Here is a 20,717-nt window from a genome sequence, read left to right as displayed (position 1 = left end):
TATAACCAGCTCTTATGCCTGGACGATAAAATAGTCCAGGTTCGCGCCGGAATCGCCGCTATTCAGCTGCAGTTTGACGACTGCATTCGCTGGAATAGTAACTGCTGTCTGGACGGTAGCGTACGTACCGCTCCAAACTCCGGTAGAGGGAAAACTTACACTTTTGATAAAAGTGTTATTGACGTAGAGACTAAGCTTGCTGTTCGTATTCGCAGTCGTGTAGCCAATCGTGAGCTGACTGCCTGCGCTCGGACTGGTGAACGCGACCGAAGAGCTGCCAGGCGTGGACAGGCCCGTTACTTCGTAGCCTTCAGAAGCCGCTGAATCCGCTGTAACATTGACACTGGTCAGCGTTCCACTCTCCGCTTCGATCTTCTGGCTTTGCGACTCTACCGTAATATAGTCGATATTCGCTCCTGAGTCACCGCTGTCGAGCTGCAATTTAATCGTAGCTCCAGCCGGTATCGCTACTGTCACTGTGGCGGTAGAATACGTCGTATTCCATGTCGAGGTGGACGGGAACGTAATGTTGCCGCTATCTACGCCATTAATATACAGACTGAGTCTACCCGGATTGTTCGCCGTACAATACCCGATTACAAGCTTTGAGCCCGCCTGTACATTGGCAATGGACACGGAGTCACCGACATTGGAGAAGTGATCCGTTGCCTTGCCGTTAGAGGCTGCTGCATCATCATAGATGCCTACCGTTCCGGTTCTTGTTCCATTCTCCGCTTCATACTTCACGCCGGTATTTCCACCGTTGCCTCCTCCGCCGCCATTCCCGGAGCTGATGACCACCGATGACATTTTGTCATTCGCATTAGGGTTGGTGCTGCTTGGGAAATCCGTATCCGCAGTAAATATCCATTGCGTTCCCGTGAAATTGTCATTGTCATAGATCGTTACCGTATAACCGAGCGGCACTCGGATCGAAGACACCCAGTTGTCCGGAATGCCTGCAGCAGCAAGCTGCGCTGTCGTGTAGCTGCCCGGAGCCAGCGTCCTCGCAGTTCCCGAGTAATTGGAATCCTCATAGAAGGTCGTAATGGTGACACGGCCCCCATTCGCGTCCAAGCCCAGCTTGGAATTCGTGCCGCTTAACGCTTTCACGCCTTGATTGGCCGTTGCGGTAAGCTGCGTATGCTCAAAGCTCGAGAAAGGCTTGGCCGTCCGCTCCACAACATAGACCGCGCCTGCCGTCGTATTGAACGTAAACTCAGCACTCGAGGACGTGGAGACTACGGTATTGTCTGAGGTTCTGCGGACTTGTACCGCCTGCGTTCCCCAAGGATTGATGACAGTGGCCGGTTTGCCGTACAGACTTTTAATTCCGACATATTTAATCTCATTGGCCGCTTTCTCCGAGCTGACCAGAAAACCTCCGCTGGCAAGCAGCGTAAACTTGCTGACGAAATTCGTTTCGGTCGGCAGCGCCGGGAACACCCGGATTTTGTCGTTATAGCTTTGAAGCAGCGATTCATTCATCGCCAATAAATGGACGCCCATATATTCAAACTCGCCGTTTGAATTAGTCGTTCTGCCATTCGGATATTGCTGGTAGCGCTGCAGCATCATTTTCATGCCGAGATACGCTTCATTGCCAAGACCAAGGCGGGCGGCTTGTATCGGAGCCGGATCCCACACATTGTTGGACGTATACGGATAAGGTCGGCTGTTGTAGTTGTTCACCAGCATCTGATAATCCGCTGATCCGATGCCGCTTACGCTGTAAGGCCAAGCCAGCTCCAGCACCACATTCTCATTATTCCGGTTCTGTGATATCGGCGGCGTATGCGGCGCATATTTGTTCGGATCGCTTGGGTCAACCGGGTAAGCGACCAGATTGCTCAATATATTTTGCCACTCGGCACGCAGCGCAGCATCTGCACCCAAGCTCGCGCTCGTCTGAATCGTGACCGGGAATAGCGCGCGGATAGCCGCCAAGTCGGTAATCGCATTTTTCACATTCCAGTGCTGCTCGTGTGCGTTGGACGAAGCCATGAAATATTTGCCGGTTGCGCTATCGTAGGATAGCATTTTGGCATAGAACTTAGCTGCTTCCTTCATAAACGGATAAGCGGTGCCGCTCAAATAATTCGTATCATTTGTATACTTGTATTGCGCGTACATATTCAATGCCGCTTCCGCAGCGGTAGACAGCGTGTTTTTCGTGTAGTCACTGTAAATCGTGCCCTCCGCACTGCCGTTCCAGCCCATCGTTTCCGGAACCCAGATACCGTCGATGCCGTACCGGGTCATCGTATACGATTTCAGCGTATTGAAGTTGCGGCTGTACAAATTGTTAAACACGTTCACCATATCGGCGTGATTGGAGGCGAGGAAGGAATGGTACACATCCCGCTGATTCCAATACCAATAGGCGTTGCTCCATTTGCCGCTGTCATTGTCATTAACGGCGCTAAATACGCCATTAATAAAGTGGAACGGATAGTTGCCGAAGGAGCCTGCAGCGATCATATAAGTGCTCAAATAATAGAAGCTCTCCATATAATCCGCATCGCCTGAAGGGTTGGAATACTGCACGAAGGACTTGGCCCAGAAATCATGCCACCAGTTTTTATAACTCGTTAGGGTAGCTGCGTATCCTGTGTTCTTTACACTGGACAGCTGGCTTTTGGCAGCTGCTACCGAATCATGCCCTGGGGCATTAAGCCGGCTGGCGCTGGAGATCCAGATCGTATAGCTGGAGGATGGCGTAATGTTCAATCTCACTTTGCTGCCGCCAACCGCTTGGGTTGTAAAGCTTGCACCCTCTACAGTAGCTGCCAGCGTGTAACCGAAGTTATTTGCATCCGTCTGCCCTCTGCTCAGTCCAACGACCGTCGGATCGACAAAGGTGGATACGGTTCTCCATGTATTAATATTCGGCACATCGCCGCCGCTGAAATTGCTCACATCCCACAGGCTTAAATCCAGAGATACGTTGGACAGGCCCGTACGGCTGTCTTCCACATGAATGCCCATCACTTCAGAATTGGGCGCGCCCATAATGGTGATTTTACGGTTGGCATCGTATTCGGTCGTCAGCAGGCCGTCATAGAGTGAAAGCCGCTGCTTGTACGTCGTATAGCCTGTGTTCAGCCCCGGGGTCGTATACAGATTAACAAGCCCTTGTGAAGCAAAGCCTTGCTGGGAAGCATCCACACCGGATACCTGCATCGTAATGCCGTTAAGCGTATCCCACACCATTCCGCCTACCCGGCCGTTGCCGACGGTCAAAGCCCCTTTCGGATCCGATACAGGCGATTGAAAGACAACATCATGCTTGGACAAATACGAGGCATAGTCGACATCCAATACACCCGTTGACGTATTAAAAGCTTGTGACGCGGCGCTGTCTGCCGCCGATGCAATGCCGCTTGTTCCAATAAAAGCCGTGACGGAAGAAAACGCAAGACTCCCAACTACCAGCAGACTGGCAAGCTTCTTAAAGCCACTCTTCTTCTCCATTAGCTTCATGGTTCCGCAAACCTCCATTAGGTTCATTTTTTATAAACCAAATAATAAAGCGCTTACATTTATGTGTACCAAGACCAATTCCTAGACCTCCCTTATATTAACGCCACCCCCTTCCGTTTCATTTGTTCTGCCTCAATCTGCCGCAATAACATCATTTTCTCATGCTGGTTATACCCTTATCATAAAGCCTGTCCCATTTAAAACAATGGAATAATTTCCACAAATAGTCGAGAAAAATATGAAATGCTGGCGAAAGCTGTATAAAAAAGGACGCAGCGGGCTTGAAGCCTTCCGCTGCGTCCTTAATGCCTATATGTTAAAGAGCGAGGCCGCTCCAATTAAGCCAACATCGTCATTGAGCGCTGCAGGCACAATTTCGAATGTGCCCCTGTATGGGGCCATCACGTAGCGATCTGTCTCTTCCCGCAGTTTCGGGAACAGCAGGTCGCCCGCCTTGCTCACACCGCCGCCGATAACGATCCGGTCTGGATTAAAGGTGTGCACCACATTGGCCAGACCGATTGCAGTGTACCGGATCATCCGGTCGATAACCTCGCCCGCCAGTGCATCGCCTTGACTCGCCGCCTCAAACACATGGCGTGAAGATATTTCTTCTCCGGCCATCGCTGCAATCTTCTCAATCGCGGAGACGCCGCCCTCAAGACGCCGCAGTGCTTCATTGCGGATTGCCGTGCCGGAGGAGAAGGTCTCCCAGCAGCCGCGGTTGCCGCAATTGCAAAGCTCGCCGTCCGGATGAATAATCGTATGGCCAAGCTCGCCCGCGAATGACTTGCTGCCCAGCAGCAGCTTGCCGTCCAGAATAACACCTGCTCCAATTCCGGTGCTCAGCGTCACATACACCATATTTTGCGAACCGATACCGGCCCCGCGAACATATTCTCCCCAAGCGGCTGCATTCGCGTCATTGACCACCTGCACTTGAACGCCGCCCAGATCAGCTTCCATCCACCGCTTGATCGGCACATTGTTCCACTCCGGGAGATTCGTGCCGTTCAGCGCGATCCCCTCGCGGCTGTCCACCGCACCTGGAGATGCCAGCCCTACTCCGTTCAGCTTTCTCCCGCCGGATACACGCTCAATCATGCCGATCATGCTTTGCACCACTTCACGCGCTGTCGAAGCGTCTGCCGTATCGATCCGCTCGCGGTTCAACACGGTTCCCGCCCCATCAAATATAGCAGCGGCGATTTTCGTGCCGCCCAAATCCACTCCAACTACATAGTTATCGTTACTCAAAGCTGTTCACCTTTTTTCAACTCTATTTATACGCCATCAGGGATGCAAAATGCCCGCCAGGCGGCTAAGCCGTTCCGGATCAATAGGAGCCAGACCCGACGATCCGACTCGAACCGCCGAGCCAAAATGCACCTCGGACACGCCGGTAGCGGCCACAAATTCGCTTATCCCCTCAATCGTCAATCCGCTGCCCGCAAGAATACGCAGCGAGCTTCCCCGCGACGCTTCTTCCAGCGCCAGAATCTGATCGATCGCTTGCGGCGCCGGCATTAATCCGCCCGAGGTTAGAACGCGATTAATTTGCGGATAAGTCTGCAGCACCCGCAGACCTGCCAATTGATCCTCCAGCTCGTCAAACGCCCGGTGGAAGGTTACATTCAAATGGTCGGCCAGCGGCAGCAGCTCCTCCAGCCCGGCCGTGTCGATACGGCCTTCTTCATTCAATAGGCCAATTACGATGCCCGAAGCTTTCGTAGTGGCAATAGCCCGAATCTCCTCCGCCATCGTCTCCTTGTCCAGCTTATCGTATACGAATGACCGGCTGTGCGGTCTGACCATAACGTTAACCGGAATGCGAACCGCTTCCGTTACTTGCTTCACCATTCCGATGCCAGGCGTAAGACCGCCTTCGGTTATAGCCGTAATCAATTCAATCCGGTCCACACCGTTTCTCTCCGCCTCTATTGCATCCTGCACACAGGTTGCGATGACTTCCAATACCGTATGCCGGCTCATCCTTGGCTCGCCCCCATATTCGCATTCACAATATGCTCCGCTGCAAAACAGCGTTCCGCATAATCCGCCAGCAGCCGCGCTCCGTAGCCGGTTGCACCGACGCCAGAGTAGCCGACATCCGATTTATACTGAACGGTGCCCGCCATATCGATATGAACCCAATCCATTGAAGGCGCGACAAACCGCCGGATGAACAAGGCCGCCGTAATAGCACCGGCCAGTGTGCCGGTGCCTACGTTGCGCAGATCGGCATAATCGCTGCGAAGCTCGGATTCATACTCATCCATCAGAGGCATCGGCCACAGCCGCTCTCCGTTTCTTTCTCCTACCGCAACCAGCCCCTGCGTCATCTCTTCATCGCCCCAAATTCCGGCGATGCCAAGCCCTAAGGCTGCGCCAACATTACCTGTCAGTGTAGCGATATCTATGACTTTAGCCGCTCCAAGATTTGCGGCATGCAGCAGTGCATCGGCAATAACGAGACGGCCTTCGCCATCCGTATTGGCTACCTGAACCGTCAAACCGTTCGGATAACGGATGACCGATGACGGCAGCATTGCCTCCATGCCCGGCAAGTTATCCACGACAGCAATCAGTGCTGTCACGTTAACCGCTGCCCCAGTCCTCGCCAGAATGTCCATCGCGCCAACAACCGCAGCCGCTCCGCCCATATCCATTCTGGCATCGCTAATATCTCTGCCCGTCTTCACGTTCATGCCGCCCATATCGAACGTTACGCCTTTGCCGACAAGCGCCAGCATCGGCTCGCCAGGCGCGCCTTCATAAGCCAGCTCAATAAGTGCAGGCTCGTGCACGCTTCCCGCTCCGACTGCGAGAAGACCATTCATCTGGCGATCCACAAGCTCCTGACCTTGATAGACATGCAGCTTAACCGGCAAATCTGCGAAGTGCCGCTGCACGACTGCAACGAAAGCTTCCGGGTTAAGACCTTCCGGCGTCTCGTTCACGAGATCACGCGTCAGCATCGCCGCTTCAGCCCGAATGCGAGCCGCTGCCACTGCCGCTTCGTATTCAGCAACGGACATAGCTTCCTCAGCCGGCGCGAGATAGAGGTCAACCGTTCGATCCGATGCAGTCAGACCTCTATATTTGTCATAGCGGTACAGGCCAAGCAGCCAGCCCTCCGTCCAAGCTTGCAGACAAGCAGAGACGCCAGCCTTGAACGCTCTCGAAGCCTCGGCCAGCGCTGCGATATCCAGCTCGCCGCTAGAGCGGCCTTCCTTGTGCAGCGCTCTTGCCGCATAACCGCCGGCCCGGCGAAGCTTTTCCAGATTCAAGCCGTCCGCCTCGCCCATACCCAGCACGAGCTCATCAGCTTCTTGAATGGTTCTGGCATAGAACCACGTAACTGCTCCGGCTTCCCGGCGGTTGTCCGGCAATTCATATTTAAATGGCTGGCCGGCATAAGCCAGCATAATCTGAATCTTGGAACCGGCAGCCGATTCTATTCGAATATTCATCGTTATCCCTTCTTCGCCTGAAGTTCAACCTCGATCTTATACTTCGTTTAGTTCTTCGACATAACTTCCTCGTCATAGAGATGGCAAGCGACCTGACGGCCCGGCTCCACTTCCTGGAACACCGGAACCTTCGTCTTGCATACTTCCATACAAGCCGGACAGCGCGTGTGGAAGCGACAGCCGGATGGCGGATCAACCGGGCTCGGCAGATCGCCCTTCAGTATGATTCGCTCCCTAGCTAAGCTTGGATCGGGAACCGGAACGGAGGAGAGCAGCGCTTGTGTATAAGGATGAAGCGGACGCTCATACAGCTCGTCCTTAGGCGCCGTTTCCACGAGCGAGCCCAAATACATAACCCCGATGCGGTCGCTAATATGCTCGACGACGCTAAGATCATGCGAGATAAAGAGGTACGTAAGGCCGTATTGCTCCTGCAAATCTTGTAATAGATTCAGCACTTGAGATTGAATCGACACGTCCAGTGCAGATACCGGTTCGTCGGCTACGATCAGACTCGGACGAACGGACAACGCGCGTGCGATGCCGATCCGCTGGCGCTGCCCGCCGCTGAATTCATGCGCATACCGCTCCGCATGAAAGCTGTTCAGACCGACAACTTCTAGCAGCTCGGAGGCAAGCTTATCCCGCTCTCCTTGGCTGAGCTTCGTATGAATCAGCAGCGGTTCTGCTACGAGATCCTTTACCTTCATCCGCGGATTAAGGGACGCATACGGGTCCTGGAATACCATCTGCATTTCCTTACGGATCGGACGCATTTGATTATCATTCAATTGCGTAATATTTTGCCCGTTGAACCAGACCTCGCCTTGATTGGGAGTCAGCAGTCTCGTAACGAGACGGCCGGTCGTCGACTTGCCGCAGCCGCTTTCGCCCACGAGGCTGAACGTCTCGCCTTTGCCAATGGAGAACGAAATATTGTTGACCGCCTGCAAGTATTTGTTGTTGCCAAACCAGCCTTTATTGACGAGAAACGACTTTTGCAGCCCTTTTACTTCGATAAGCGGCGTGCTCATGCGCCGGTCCCCCCTTTCAATTCCGTCTCCTGCGTCAGCCAGCAGCGGCTTTTGCGCGTGCTGTCGCCAGATGCCGCGAGCAGTTCAGGCTCAGCCGTCAGACATTGCGGCATCACATGCGGACAGCGAGGCGCGAATTTGCAGCCTGCCGGCATGCGGGACAGATCCGGCACATTGCCCGGAATCGACTCCAGCCGCCGTACTTTCTGGCGAAGCTTCGGCACCGAGCGAATCAAGCCCTGCGTATACGGATGCTGCGGGTTTGCGAACAGTTCTTTTACAGGAGCCTCTTCAACAACCCGTCCAGCGTACATCACGACTACGCGGTCGCACATTTCTGCTACTACGCCAAGATCATGCGTAATGAGCAGCATGCCCATGCTTCTCTCTTCCTTCAGCCGCTTCATCAGATCGAGAATTTGCGCCTGAATTGTTACGTCGAGAGCCGTCGTCGGCTCATCTGCGATCAGCAGCTGCGGATGGCACGACATCGCCATCGCAATCATGACGCGCTGCCTCATCCCGCCGGACAATTGATGGGGATAGTCGTTCATAACCCCTTCCGCCCGCGGAATGCCAACTAGCTGCAGCATATGAATCGCATGCTCGCGCGCTTTTGCCTTGTTATAGCCCAAATGCAGGCGGATTGGCTCCTCCAATTGCTTGCCAATTCGCAGCACCGGATTGAGCGAGGTCATTGGCTCTTGGAAGATCATCGCCAGATCCTTGCCTCGAACGCTGCGCATTTCCTTATCCGACAGCTTCAGCAAATCTTTGCCTTTAAACTTCACGCTGCCTCCGGCATTCCTGCCCGGTGTTCCTTTCAGCAGCCTCATAATCGACAGGGACGTTACGCTTTTGCCGCAGCCGGATTCTCCGACGAGGCCAAGCACTTCCCCGCTGTTTATATGAAAATCCAATCCGGCGACGGCCATTACATTGCCGCCGTCCCGCTTGAATTCCGTTTTCAGCCCTTCTACTTCCAGCAATTTATCCATCGCGGCCTGTCCCCCTTTAGTTTTTCATTTTGGGATCAAGAGCGTCCTGCAGTCCGTCTCCGACCAGATTAAAAGCAAGCACCGTAAGAAATATTATTAAACCCGGGAAATAAACGACATGCGGAGCAATGCTCAAGTAGTCACGCCCCATGCTGAGCATAGCGCCCCAATCCGGCTCCGTCGGCTTTGCGCCCATACCCAGAAAGCTTAGAGACGATGCGGCCAGAATCGCTCCGCCGATTTTCATCGTGACGTTGACGATAACGCTCGGAAGCGTCTCCGGGAAAATATGACGCCATATAATTCTTCTGTCCTTCGCGCCCATCGAGCGGGCTGCTTCTACGAACAACGTTTCTTTGGCCGATAGGGTAACGCTTCGGATCATCCGTGCAAAGGACGGGATGCCGAATACTGCAACTGCGATAACGACGTTAGTCAAGCCCGGACCGAGGATCGCCACGATACCGATAGCAAGCAAAATATCAGGAAACGAGAACAGCACATCGCTGCTTCGCATAATAAGCCGGTCCAGCCATTTGCCGTAAAAGCCGCTAAGCAGACCAAGGATGGTGCCAAAGAACGCAGCGATAAATACAGCGCTTAGACTAACGGCAAGCGAGAGACGCGTGCCCTCAATCAGCCGGCTCAGTATATCACGGCCATATTCATCTGTTCCCGCCCAGTGCTTCAGCGAAGGCCCGGACAGCATGGCATCATAGTCCGGCGCGTCTGGATCATACGGCGTCAAGAACGGGCCGAATATAGCGACCAGCAGCAGCAAAACAATAAAAATTCCAGCAACGAGCGAAAGCTTCTGCTTGCTGAATTTACGGATAAATTCAGCCATTGCGCTTTTCCGCTTTGCGGGTGCAGCCTCCCCTCCGGAGCCTCCGGATGAGCGATGTTCTGCAGTTGTCGATTGTTGACTCATCAGTGATTCTCCTTCCTCTAGTTCGAATCGAATCTGATCTTCGGATTCAGTACGCCGTACAGCAGATCGACGACCAGATTAATCAGAATAAACTCGGTAGCGAACAACAGCAGCTCCGCTTGAATGACGGTATAATCGCGGAATGCGATCGAATCGACAAGCAGCCGGCCAAGGCCCGGAATACTGAATACCGTCTCTACCATGACGGAACCGCCAAGCAGGAAGCCAAATTGCAGGCCTGCGACTGTCACCACTTGAATGAGTGAGTTGCGCAGCGCATGACGCCCAACAACGACGAATTCATGCAGCCCTTTTGCCCGGCCTGTCCGGATATAATCCTCGCGCATCGATTCCAGCATCGACGTTCTGGAGAATCGCGCAAGCATCGACATAATACCGGCTCCAAGCGTCAAGGACGGAAGTACATAACTGGACCAGGAATCGACGCCGCCGGTCGGAAACCAGCCAAGCTGTACGGAGAAAATTTGAATTAGAACGAGACCAAGCCAGAAGCCCGGAACCGAAATACCGGATATTGCGGTAATCATCCCAACGTGATCCGGCCATCTATTGCGCTTAACCGCCGAAATGATCCCGATCAATACGCCGATAATAACTGCCCACACCATGCTGAATATCGTCAGCCAGATCGTCGGCATGAAACGGCTCGCCAGCATGTCACTGACGGGAAGGCCGGAACGAATGGAGTTGCCAAGATCGCCTTGGAACAGCTTGGCCATATAATCGATATACTGTCTCCAGAGCGGATCATTGAGGCCCAGCTGTTCACGGATGCCGTTGATCTCTTCTAGCGTGGCGTCCTTGCCGGCAACAAGTCTGGCCGGATCGCCTGGAATAAGGTGAATGAACATAAATACGAGCACCGATACGACGAAGAGGAGCGGTATCACTCCCAGCAATCGTTGCAGAGCATATCTTCCCAAGCTGGAAACCTCCTTAGAAAAAAGAGAGAGGCCGCTTCAATAAACCCATGCTGAAGCAGCCCCTCTCTCTTATTATTGCTTCCTATTATTCGTGGTCTTGTTGAATTATTGCTTTACTTCTGCTTCACGAACATTGATGGAACCGTCCGGATAAACTTTTACGCCTTCCAGATATGCGCGTTTACCGGAGATGACTTGGTCAACACCCAGGAACGCCCATGGCGCGTCAGTCCAAATTTGTTTTTGGATATCAGCATAGATCGATTTCGCTTTTTCTGCGTCCGTCGATTTATTCGCTTCCGCGATCCATTTATCAACGTTTTCGTTTTTGTAGTACGCTGTGTTCGAGCCTGCAGGAGGGAACATTTCGCTGCTGAACAGGCCTCTTGTAGCACCGTCTGCATCGCCGGAAGACGGCGACCAGCTTACGAACCACATTTGAATTTTTGCTTCTTCTGGCGTTTTAGCCGAGTTGATTTGATCGGAAAGCGTAGCGCCCTCCATCGATTTCACATCCAGCTTGATACCTGCAAGTGCCAGCTGTTGAGCCAGGAACTGCATGCCTTTCATTGTCTCGGAGTCGTTCTCACCCCAGATTTCAGCAGAGAAGCCATCTGGATAGCCCGCTTCTTTCAACAATTGCTTGGCTTTTTCCAAGTCATAGCCGTAGCCTTCTTGCTTGGAGTAGTATTGCGTTTTCGAGGACATGCTGGAATCAAGCGCCGAGCCCAGTCCCGATTTTACAACTTTGATGAAAGCATCTTTATCGATTGCATAGTTGATTGCTTGACGAACCTTCACATCGTCGAACGGTTTTTTCATCGTGTTCAGTGTTACATAACGCACGATTGTGGAGTCTGTTTTGTCGATAACGATGTTGTTGTCAGTTTCAAGCAGGTTCACTTGCTCAGTCGGCATTGGATAGATGAAATCCGCTTCGCCTGTTTTCAGCATCGCAGTACGCGAGCCGTTCTCTGGTACCGGCTTGAACGTTACGCTGTCGACTTTAGGAAGACCAGCTTGCCAGTAGTCTGCGTTTTTCTCTACAACAAGGCGGTCGCCTTCTACCCATTCCTTGAATTTGTAAGGGCCTGTACCAACCGGATTTTGACCGATTTTGTCGCCAAATTTCTCAAGAGCAGCCGGGCTGATCATCAGACCCATAGCCAGCTTGTTCAGAAATGCGTTGTACGGCTCGCTAAGTGTAATTACAACAGTGTTCGCATCTGGCGTTTCAACCTTCGCTACTTTCGCAAAGCTTTTACGCATTCTCAGGTTGTTTTTCTCATCCTGAATACGTGCGATGTTGATTTTTACAGCTTCCGAATTGAAATCCGTGCCGTCGTGGAATTTCACACCTTGTCTCAATTTAATCGTGTAGACCAGGCCGTCCTCGCTAATCGCATAGCTTTCTGCCAGAACCGGCTTCAAGCTCATATTCTCATCAAAGCCCATCAGGCCTTCGTACATGGATCTTGCACCGGAAATCGAGTTTGTGTCGCCTGCATTGTGGGGATCAAGTGTAATAAAGTTCGCGTTCAGCGCGACAACTACGTTGTTGCCGTTTTTCGAGCCAGCTGCCGGTTTTGTGCCTTTGCCGTCCGTTCCTGCATTTGCTCCACCGTTATTGCCCGATCCGCAGCCAGCGGCTACTACAGCAACAATGACAAGAAGCATTAACATGGACCATGCTTTTCCTTTGAATTTCATTCTGCCACACTCCCTATGCTAGTATTGTGTATCTATTAGAATCACTTCATTCCGGCACCTTGAGGCTTTCCGTCACAAAGAATATTCTCCTTGCCTTAGAGCGAGAAGACCGGCTTGCGTTCGCCGACTACCGTTCCCCCGTCATTTACAATGATGTTAGGTACAATGTCATACAAACGGTCGATCGTCGAACGGTCGCTGTAACCAAGCTTTTCTAGAATCGTCGCGATAATGCATGGCCATACTTGCTCGGAGCCGTCTGATACCTTTAGGGAAATACCCAGTCTCTCCTTGCGAAGACCGATGCCGTAAACCCCTTTCGCCCCGCCCTTAGCGGTAAGGTTGCTGTCTTTCAGCAGTGCAGAGCAGACAAATTTCGTATCCGCGATCATATCGGGATTCTCATTCATCAGTTGGGCGATTCGGGCAGCAGCCGCTCTAATGTCGGCATCTGCAATCAAATCCGGACATGCAAGCTTCAAGTACACCAGCGCGATCTTATGAAGCGGAAGCGCGTGAACCGGGAGGCCGCAGCCATCGATCCCAACTGGAATAGATGATGCCGGCACCTCAGCCAAGTAAGCAAGCGATTCGATAATTTCCTGCTGTACCGGATGATCCAGCTGATAATAGGTTTCTGCGTTCCAGCCCATATGCTTGCTTAGGCCAATCAAGCCCAAATGCTTGCCTGAGCAGTTATGGAACAGTCTGCGCGGAGCCTCATGATTCTGATGCCGTTCCGCCTTCGCTTGCTCATTGAGCGGGTACGTCGAGCAGCAATGAAGCGTGCTCTCGGAGACATCCATCTTGCTCAAAATCGATTCAAGCGCATCAATATGAAAGGATTCGCCGCGATGCGAAGCTGCAAACAACGATGCTTCCTTGCCTGTTAAGCCGTACACCTCGTCAATTTGCCGTTTCATCCCCGGCAGCGCCTGAAAAGGCTTGGCCGCTGAGCGAAGAAAGGTCATATGCTCCGGATTTCCTGTCTGATAAATGATCTTCCCGGTCTCGTCCACAACCGTTACGGCTCCATAGTGGACGTTCTCGAGAACGCCGCCCCGATATTCCTCAACCAATGGCACAAAGCTGCTGCTCATGCTGTACTCCCCCTTAAGCTATATCGTTTCTATATCTAATTGACCGTTGCTTAATCCAGTTTGAAAAACTGCGTCTGCGCCAGCAGGCCGGAGCCGATCATGACGCCCGCTACATTCAGCTCCGATCTTACGAAGCGGAAGGAATCCTGCAGCGGCTCCCATACGAAGCGCGACATGCAGCGCTCCTTGACTTCTTCATACAAGCCCGGAAACTTATCTGCGAGTTCACCGCTGAAGATAACGCTGTCCGGGTTGTACATGCATACGACGTTATTGACTGTAATCGCCATATAAGTGAGCGCCCTATCAATGAGATGAATCGCCCAGCGCTCACCCGCATCTCTTGCAGCGAACAGCTCCTCCACCGTCTGAATCGGTGCGATCTGATTCGCTTCCTGAAGCAGCGATGGAATCGTAATATAGCTTTGCAGGCAGCCCGCCTTGCCGCATTCACATAACGTGCCGTTAGGATCCACCGTAGTATGGCCAATCTCCCCGGCGCTGTTCATTTCACCGCGATAGATTTCGCCTTCCACAATGAGCGCCGAGCCGACACCATTGCCGAATCCCAGCAGCGCCGTCCGGCTGGAGCCGATCGCCGAGCCCTTCAGCTGCTCCGCCAGCGCTTTAACCTTCAGCTCATTGTCGACATTGACCTTCAGGCCCGTCAGCTTCTCTAGCGATTCGCCGAGCTGTACGTTCTTCCAGCCCAGCTGGACGGAGAATACGACGACCCCATTGTCATTGTTGACGATACCGGGAAGTCCTACACCAATACCAACGACTTGCTTGCGTGCGACAATGTTCCGATTCAGCATGCCGTTCAGTTCATCGGCAATCCGCTGTACGGTGACAGCTGGCGCTTCCTCCAGAGCCCGGTCATGCCGTTCGCTATGGACCAAATTGCCCTGCAGATCGACAACACCTACGCTTATTTCATGACGATCCAGCTCCACTCCGATCGTGATGACCGAAGCATCGACCATCCCAAGCAGCGTTGACTTCCGGCCCAGGCCCTCGGACACTTGCTCCGACTCCAGAATGTATCCCTGCTCCGTCAGCTCTGCGACGATACGCCCTACTGTTGTAGGACTCATGCCTGTCTGCTTCGCGATCATCGCTCGTGAAATGGGGCTATGACTTTTAATCATTTCAAAAACGGTCAGCCGGTTTTGTCGTTTAATGAAGTCCTGATCATGCTTCATACAATTCATTCCCCTATTTAATTTCTCCATTGGATTAATTGGCGTGAAAAAAGGCATGAAAATGATGTTTTATCTGGTAAATTGGGGTTAAATTTAAGGTTTTACTCTTTATATTCTCCAGTGATGTTATTAATATAAAGCATCAAACTGCGATGTGTCAACATATATAACATTTTTCGCCCCTTATAATTTTGGATGCTTGAAGTAAGCGCTTCATATTCCAGTAAAAGCATCGGTTATAAAATATTACATCGAATTAGGCTCGATTCTCACACAAAGCTAACATAAAATCCGACTGGTTACATATTTTTATTGTAAAAAAAAGACTCGATGCCGCTTCTCCTGAAGAGGCTTCGAGTCTTTTTTTAGATCGTTATAGACTTTGTTCACTTACTCCGGTGACTGGATCAAAGCTCAACATTTTCGTCCCGATTTTATCGATAAAGAACCTGTCATGACTGACTGTAATAACGGCGCCAGGGAAATGAATCAGCGCCTGCTCCATGACCTGGATGCTCGTTAAATCCAAATGATTCGTCGGCTCATCCAAAATAATAACGGCCGCACCCGACAGCAGACATTTCGCAAGCGCTACCCGGGCCTTCTGCCCCCCGGACAGACTGCTGATGTTCTTGCTAAGATCTATTTCTGAAAATTGCAGCATAGACAGAAACTTGTTGACCTTTTTCCGCGGCGCATCCAGACCAAGTCCATACGTGTTGACAGCATGGCTGACCGTATCTTTCGGATCAAGCTCGTCCCACATCCGGTTGAAGTACGCGTAGCTGACGCCCCGTTCCCAGACCACTTCCCCGGCTTCCGGCTTCTCTGTGCCTGTGAGCACTTTGATAAGCGTCGATTTGCCGCTTCCGTTCGGTCCTGCGATCACCAGCCGATCCTCCTTCTGGATATCAAAGCTGACATCCCGGAAAATTTCCCGGCCTTCATATGACTGCCCGATAGCCTTCACTTCGCACAGCTTGTCCGGAAACCGCAGCCGCTCGTAAATATCGGTAATGAGCACATTAACGGGATGCGGCTCAATCCGTTTCTTGTTGTCCGCCAATTTGCGGGACAGCCTGTCCTTCGCAGAAGACTTGCGGCTCGCACGGCTGTCGATCGCTTCCGATTCCATAAGAAGCAGCTCTTCCTCCCACTCAAACTGGCGGTCGAGCTCCTTCTTGCGCATCTTCTTTTTACGGATATAATCGGTGTAATTGCCCTCGTACTCCTGAAAATGATAGTTCTCAATCTCAATCGTCCGCGTCACGACTTTATCGATAAATTCACGGTCATGCGAGATGAGAAGCATCGCGCCTTTGAAGCGGTACAGCCACTGCTCCAGCCAAGCAATCCCTTCCAGATCAAGATAGTTCGTCGGCTCGTCGAGCAGAACAACATCCGGCCGTTCAATAAGCATCTTCGCAAGTGCCGCGCGATTTCTCCAGCCGCCTGACAGCTCTTCAACCGGCTGATGACGCGACCGGTCATTAAAGCCCAGCTTCGTAAGCACTGTATTAATCTCGACGGATACGTTCCAGCCGTCCAAATGATCCATTTGCTCGAACAGCTCCGCTTGCCTCGTTAACAGCGCTTCCATCTCGCCGTCGTCGCTGACCAGGCCAAGCTTCTCTCCTACCTCTTGCAGCTCTCGTTCAATGCGGGCCACTTCCTCAAAGCTGTTCTCCAGCTCTTGCTGGACAGACAGATTGCCGCGCATTTCGGAAAACTGCGAGAAGTAGCCGATCTTCACTTGCGGGTCGAGCTCCACCTTCCCGGAGGTCGGCTCTTCCTGGCCCATAATCAGCTTGAATACTGTAGACTTGCCGGCGCCATTGCGCCCGATCAATCCTACCCGTTCTCCTTGGCTCAAGCGAAAATAAATTTCGCGAAAGATCATTGCGTCTTCATATTTCTTCGTGACGTTCTCCAACCGAATAACGCTCATAGCTTCACCCTTCTGCTTCCGTTAGTCTAGTTGATTATAACACTTGTTCGCGGGCGCTTGCCTATGATACTAAGGACGGGCTGCGAGTGCGCCATAGCGTTTAATGTACTCCGGATAAGCACGAAGATGGATGGCCTTCGCCCGCTGCCGGGTTTTCTCCATCCATTCCGGTACGCCACTGGCCTCGACATAATCGGCAAGCACATCGATGACATCATCGAGCAGCTTTGCCCTGAAGTAAAGCTCCAGCCGTTCGGATATACCTGTGCTTTTGCCCGCAAGCTCCAGAGCTTGCTCCTGCCAGCGCGGCCATTCCTCCGACTCATGCAGCGTCCACAGCAGAACGGAATAATCCATCGCCGCATCCCCGGCTGCCGACAAATCATCCCAGTCGATAATCCAGAACCGGCCGGAATCCTCTACCAAAATATTATCCCAATGAATGTCGTTATGCACGACATCGTTGGCGGTATGCTGAAATGCAGGACTGTCACTTGCCAGCTGGCGCAGCACTTCGACCTCTCGGTCAAACCCGTCCAAATCCGGCTCCGTCACAAAATCCAAGCTTTCCTTCTCCGCTCTAATCCCTTCCATATCCTCTTCAAAGCGCTCCATATATTCTTCGATAAAAGCGTCCGTATAGGAGGGGGCAGCCTCCGCTTCAGCGAGTATTTCTCTAATCCGCTCATCCTGCTGCAGCCGCTGCAAGAGCTCCAGCACTTTTATCGCCACAGGACCCGGATCTGCCGCTTCACTTAGCGGCTTGCCTTTAATAAATTCCAACACAAGGCCGTACGTATAGCCGGGAACGATCTCTTCCTTTATTTCCGCGATCAGGCGCGGTGCATGGTAACGCTCGGCAAGTTCACTGCTTACACTGGCCCAGCGCTTTAAGCGATCCGCCTTCTTCGGCGGCGCCAGCTTGAAATGGCGGGTTGTATTGCCATCCGATACGCGGTAGGACTGGTTGGTCAAACCGCCGGGATTCCATATCGAATGGACGTCTATCCGGGCAGGATTCAGTCCTAGTGATGAGGCATGAGCGATCGCCCAATTTTTCACTTTTGTTTCAGCAGCTTGCATATCCATCTGGCCGTGTGCCCCTTTCAGGAAATCAGTTATAGCTAGCATTACTATGCCATCCTAATAATTCTAGTAAAGGGCGGTTTATCCTTTATACTATTAAAAATGAACCTGATGGCCTTATGCGTTGTCTGTTTAGGGTGAGTCTGAGAACTCTGAGGGCAGCAAATTTTGCCGAATTTTCGTTCCATGCAAGGCGCGTTTGTGAAGGCGTACCCGGGGGTACAACGAAGCAGGGGGCGGAAAGGCGGTGAAAGGTGCCACTGAACGAGTTTTCAGACACGCCCTTATGGAGGTGAGGAATGATTGGATTTTACATACTTGGAGACGCTCTCGGACGGTTATAACAGGGAACAAATACTGAGCGATCTGATTCTGGCCTACCGGAACGAAGTGTGGGATTATGCGCTATCGTTAACGAGGAGCCCGCATATGGCGGATGATATTGCTCAGGATGTTTTTCTGGCCGTCTATGAAAAACTGCATACGTTCCGGGGAGAAGCTTCTATTAAAACTTGGCTGCTTCGGATTACACGCAACATTAGCTTTAACCGGAGAAAAAGCAGCTTCGTTCGCCGTGTCCTATTAATGAAGGATTTGCCGGAGAATGGGAGCAACTCTCCCTCTGCTGAGATTGAGGCGATGGATAACCTGTTCTCCTCAGAAGCATGGCGGCTCGTTCTCCAGCTGCCGGTTAAACAGCGAGAGGTGATGGTGCTGCATGCGCATCACAGCCTCTCTCATGAAGAAATTGCTTCCTTGTTACGGTTGCCGGTTGGCACGGTGAAATCCCGTCTTCACCATGCAAGAATCAAATTAGCGAAAAGCTATGAAGGAGGTCAAGAGCATGACGGAATATAATCTTGATTTGGAGCGGCAGCTGCAAGAACGTCCGCTTCCCGCTAAGCAGGTACAGGTGTCGCTGGAAAGTATCATAGCTGAAAGAAGGCCCAATAGGCACGGCAGGAGCAGACGGATTATGGTTGCGTCGACTGCTGCTATTGTGGTGGCTATTACGGTGGGGTTTTGGGCAAGCGATATTCAATGGAAGCAAGTTGAACGCCTATTGCCAGCTGGTGGCACCGACAACCGGGTTGGCGCAGCCAGTCAGCATGACAATAGCAACAGCCATACTGAAGACTTGAAGGACTTGCATGCTCTGACCTCCGATCAGTGGAAGTCGCTTCTTAGCGGCAATTCAATCAATCCTTCTATTGAAATGGTGCATCAGGAAAAGCTGAATGAGGATACTACTTTGGCCTTTCTCATCCAACGATTGAGTTCAACAGACGAATACCGGATTGCAGTCGCAAATGTAAGGCGAAGCGCAGAAGGCGAATATAAATCGGTAAGTACGACGAGTACTTATGTATCTAAGCAATGGACCGCAGGACCGTACAGCGAAGGCAACGCCTACTTTTTGAATATGGCAGCTATCGGCAGAGAGGGCAATGATCCTTTGAGGGGACAACTGATCGGTATTATTAGGGACAGTAACGTCGCTGCTATTCGCCTGACCAATGAAGCTGGCGAACATGTGAATGCGGATATCATTCGAAGCGCATCCGGTGACTCATTCTTCTTCAGCCGCATACCGGACTCTTGGCTTGAAGGCCTCCGCAGATATATGGATGTCTCGGCGCTCGACAAAGACGGCGCTGAGCTTAAGACGGAGAAGCATTATTTGTAGACTTCCTTGTTGCGTCCATCGTTAGGGTCGCTGCGCGTTTCGGTTCATGCTGCTGTTCTTGATTCCATTTCCCATCGCTTACTCGATGTACTTGGAGCTGAACCTGCGAAAAAGCATCCTGAACTCGAATCGCTGCGCTTCCCTATATGGCACATGTCTAACTAAACCTTACCCGGTATCCAAAGCTAGGATCGCTGCGCGTTTCCCTATATGGCATAGGCTAGCTCAGCCTTGATTTAAAGCTAGGGTCGCTGCGCGTTTCGGTTCATGCTGCTGTTCTTGATTCCATGGTCTCATCGCTTACTCGATGTACATGGAGCTGAACCTGCGAAAAAGCATCCTGAACTCGAAACACTACGCTCCCCTTAATTTGCACAAGACAATAACTGGGCTGTTGCCCCGGAGAAGCCCAACCTAATTGTCTAAACCACCTAACCCTATCAAACAGCGAATCGACTTCGCTATTTAACGAAGGACGCTTCGCAAATTATCCGAAATACATGTGCATTTGAGCTGGACTTCACAATTAGCGAAGAGAAGTTCCCTTTTGGAGAAGCTACGTTCACCAACAGCGAAATTCTCTTCGCTGTAGCCTATCTACCAGCCAAAAGGCAGACATGTAGCGAACTTTGATTCGCTGTTTTGCGAAGCAGGTTCGCTAACAGGTCCGCCGCGCACCATTTTCATGACACTCACTCTCTATTTACTAGAAGCAGGTCAGTTAGCCGATCGTTTGAACGATGTACGTTGTCATCCTGCCCCATCCCTATCAAACAGCGAATCGACTTCGCTATTTAGCGAAGGACGTTTCGCAAATTAACCGAAATACATGCACATTTGAGCTGGTCATCAGCATTAGCGAAGAGAAGTTCCTTTTTGGAGAAGCTACGTTCACCAATAGCGAAATTCTCTTCGCTGTAGCCTCTCTACCAGCCAAAAGGTAGACATTTAGCGAACTTTGCTTCGCTGTTTTGCGAAGCAGGTTCGCTAACAGGTCCGCCGCGCACCATTTTCATGACAATCACTCTCTATTTACTAGAAGCAGGTCAGTTAGCCGATCGTTTGAACGATGTACGTTGTCATCCTGCCCCATCCCTATCAAACAGCGAATCGACTTC

General features: G+C 51.9%; 15 protein-coding genes. 2 read left to right on the top strand and 13 right to left on the bottom strand.

The genetic code is table 11. The features are described 5' to 3' along the window. Positions 1-12: 12 nt before the first annotated feature. From ACFVVF_RS21480 to ACFVVF_RS21420, 13 genes are all read right to left on the bottom strand, one after another. The gene (locus tag ACFVVF_RS21480; RefSeq protein WP_387814057.1) at positions 13-3,474 is read right to left on the bottom strand and encodes a glycosyl hydrolase family 95 catalytic domain-containing protein; all 3,462 of its coding nucleotides are present in this window, start codon (positions 3,472-3,474) and stop codon (positions 13-15) included. Positions 3,475-3,792: 318 nt separating this feature from the next. After that, positions 3,793-4,740, bottom strand: coding sequence for an ROK family protein (locus ACFVVF_RS21475; protein ID WP_387814055.1), 948 nt, complete (start codon positions 4,738-4,740; stop codon positions 3,793-3,795). 36 nt (positions 4,741-4,776) lie between these two features. Beyond that, complete coding sequence (locus ACFVVF_RS21470) at positions 4,777-5,475, bottom strand: copper homeostasis protein CutC (protein ID WP_387814053.1); 699 nt, start codon at positions 5,473-5,475, stop codon at positions 4,777-4,779. After that, positions 5,472-6,956, bottom strand: coding sequence for a M17 family metallopeptidase (locus ACFVVF_RS21465; RefSeq protein WP_387814051.1), 1,485 nt, complete (start codon positions 6,954-6,956; stop codon positions 5,472-5,474). Before ACFVVF_RS21465 ends, ACFVVF_RS21470 begins: the two co-directional genes overlap by 4 nt. 47 nt (positions 6,957-7,003) lie before the next feature. Beyond that, positions 7,004-7,990, bottom strand: coding sequence for an ABC transporter ATP-binding protein (locus ACFVVF_RS21460; protein WP_387814049.1), 987 nt, complete (start codon positions 7,988-7,990; stop codon positions 7,004-7,006). Beyond that, positions 7,987-8,988: an ABC transporter ATP-binding protein gene (locus ACFVVF_RS21455; RefSeq protein ID WP_387814047.1), complete on the bottom strand. Its 1,002-nt coding sequence runs from the start codon at positions 8,986-8,988 to the stop codon at positions 7,987-7,989. Before ACFVVF_RS21455 ends, ACFVVF_RS21460 begins: the two co-directional genes overlap by 4 nt. Before the next feature lie 16 nt (positions 8,989-9,004). Beyond that, the gene (locus ACFVVF_RS21450; RefSeq protein WP_387814304.1) at positions 9,005-9,835 is read right to left on the bottom strand and encodes an ABC transporter permease; all 831 of its coding nucleotides are present in this window, start codon (positions 9,833-9,835) and stop codon (positions 9,005-9,007) included. 101 nt (positions 9,836-9,936) lie between these two features. Next, positions 9,937-10,863: an ABC transporter permease subunit gene (locus tag ACFVVF_RS21445; RefSeq protein WP_387814045.1), complete on the bottom strand. Its 927-nt coding sequence runs from the start codon at positions 10,861-10,863 to the stop codon at positions 9,937-9,939. A 105-nt stretch (positions 10,864-10,968) separates the two neighbouring features. Next, positions 10,969-12,573: a glutathione ABC transporter substrate-binding protein gene (locus ACFVVF_RS21440; RefSeq protein WP_387814043.1), complete on the bottom strand. Its 1,605-nt coding sequence runs from the start codon at positions 12,571-12,573 to the stop codon at positions 10,969-10,971. Between the two features lie 95 nt (positions 12,574-12,668). Further along, positions 12,669-13,673: an asparaginase gene (locus tag ACFVVF_RS21435; RefSeq protein ID WP_387814041.1), complete on the bottom strand. Its 1,005-nt coding sequence runs from the start codon at positions 13,671-13,673 to the stop codon at positions 12,669-12,671. A 50-nt stretch (positions 13,674-13,723) separates the two neighbouring features. Next, positions 13,724-14,878: an ROK family transcriptional regulator gene (locus tag ACFVVF_RS21430; RefSeq protein ID WP_387814039.1), complete on the bottom strand. Its 1,155-nt coding sequence runs from the start codon at positions 14,876-14,878 to the stop codon at positions 13,724-13,726. A gap of 373 nt (positions 14,879-15,251) precedes the next feature. Next, complete coding sequence (locus ACFVVF_RS21425) at positions 15,252-16,826, bottom strand: ABC-F family ATP-binding cassette domain-containing protein (RefSeq protein ID WP_387814037.1); 1,575 nt, start codon at positions 16,824-16,826, stop codon at positions 15,252-15,254. Positions 16,827-16,895: 69 nt separating this feature from the next. Further along, entirely contained in the window at positions 16,896-17,957 is a 1,062-nt protein-coding gene (locus ACFVVF_RS21420; RefSeq protein WP_387814035.1) for a phosphotransferase family protein, read from the bottom strand. Between the two features lie 258 nt (positions 17,958-18,215). Here ACFVVF_RS21420 and ACFVVF_RS21415 point away from each other — a divergent pair, with 258 nt between their 5' ends. Next, positions 18,216-18,770 carry an RNA polymerase sigma factor gene (locus ACFVVF_RS21415; protein ID WP_387814033.1) on the top strand — a complete coding sequence of 185 codons (555 nt, stop codon included), beginning with the start codon at positions 18,216-18,218 and terminating at the stop codon, positions 18,768-18,770. Beyond that, the gene (locus tag ACFVVF_RS21410) at positions 18,757-19,599 is read left to right on the top strand and encodes a hypothetical protein (protein ID WP_387814031.1); all 843 of its coding nucleotides are present in this window, start codon (positions 18,757-18,759) and stop codon (positions 19,597-19,599) included. The genes ACFVVF_RS21415 and ACFVVF_RS21410 overlap by 14 nt, the downstream gene beginning before the upstream one ends. Positions 19,600-20,717: the final 1,118 nt, after the last annotated feature.

This window comes from Paenibacillus sp. NPDC058174 (genome assembly GCF_042883865.1).
In the GTDB taxonomy this organism is placed as follows: domain Bacteria; phylum Bacillota; class Bacilli; order Paenibacillales; family Paenibacillaceae; genus Pristimantibacillus.
The sequence above is the reverse complement of the archived record's forward strand: the minus strand, read 5'-3'. Positions and strand labels throughout refer to the sequence as shown.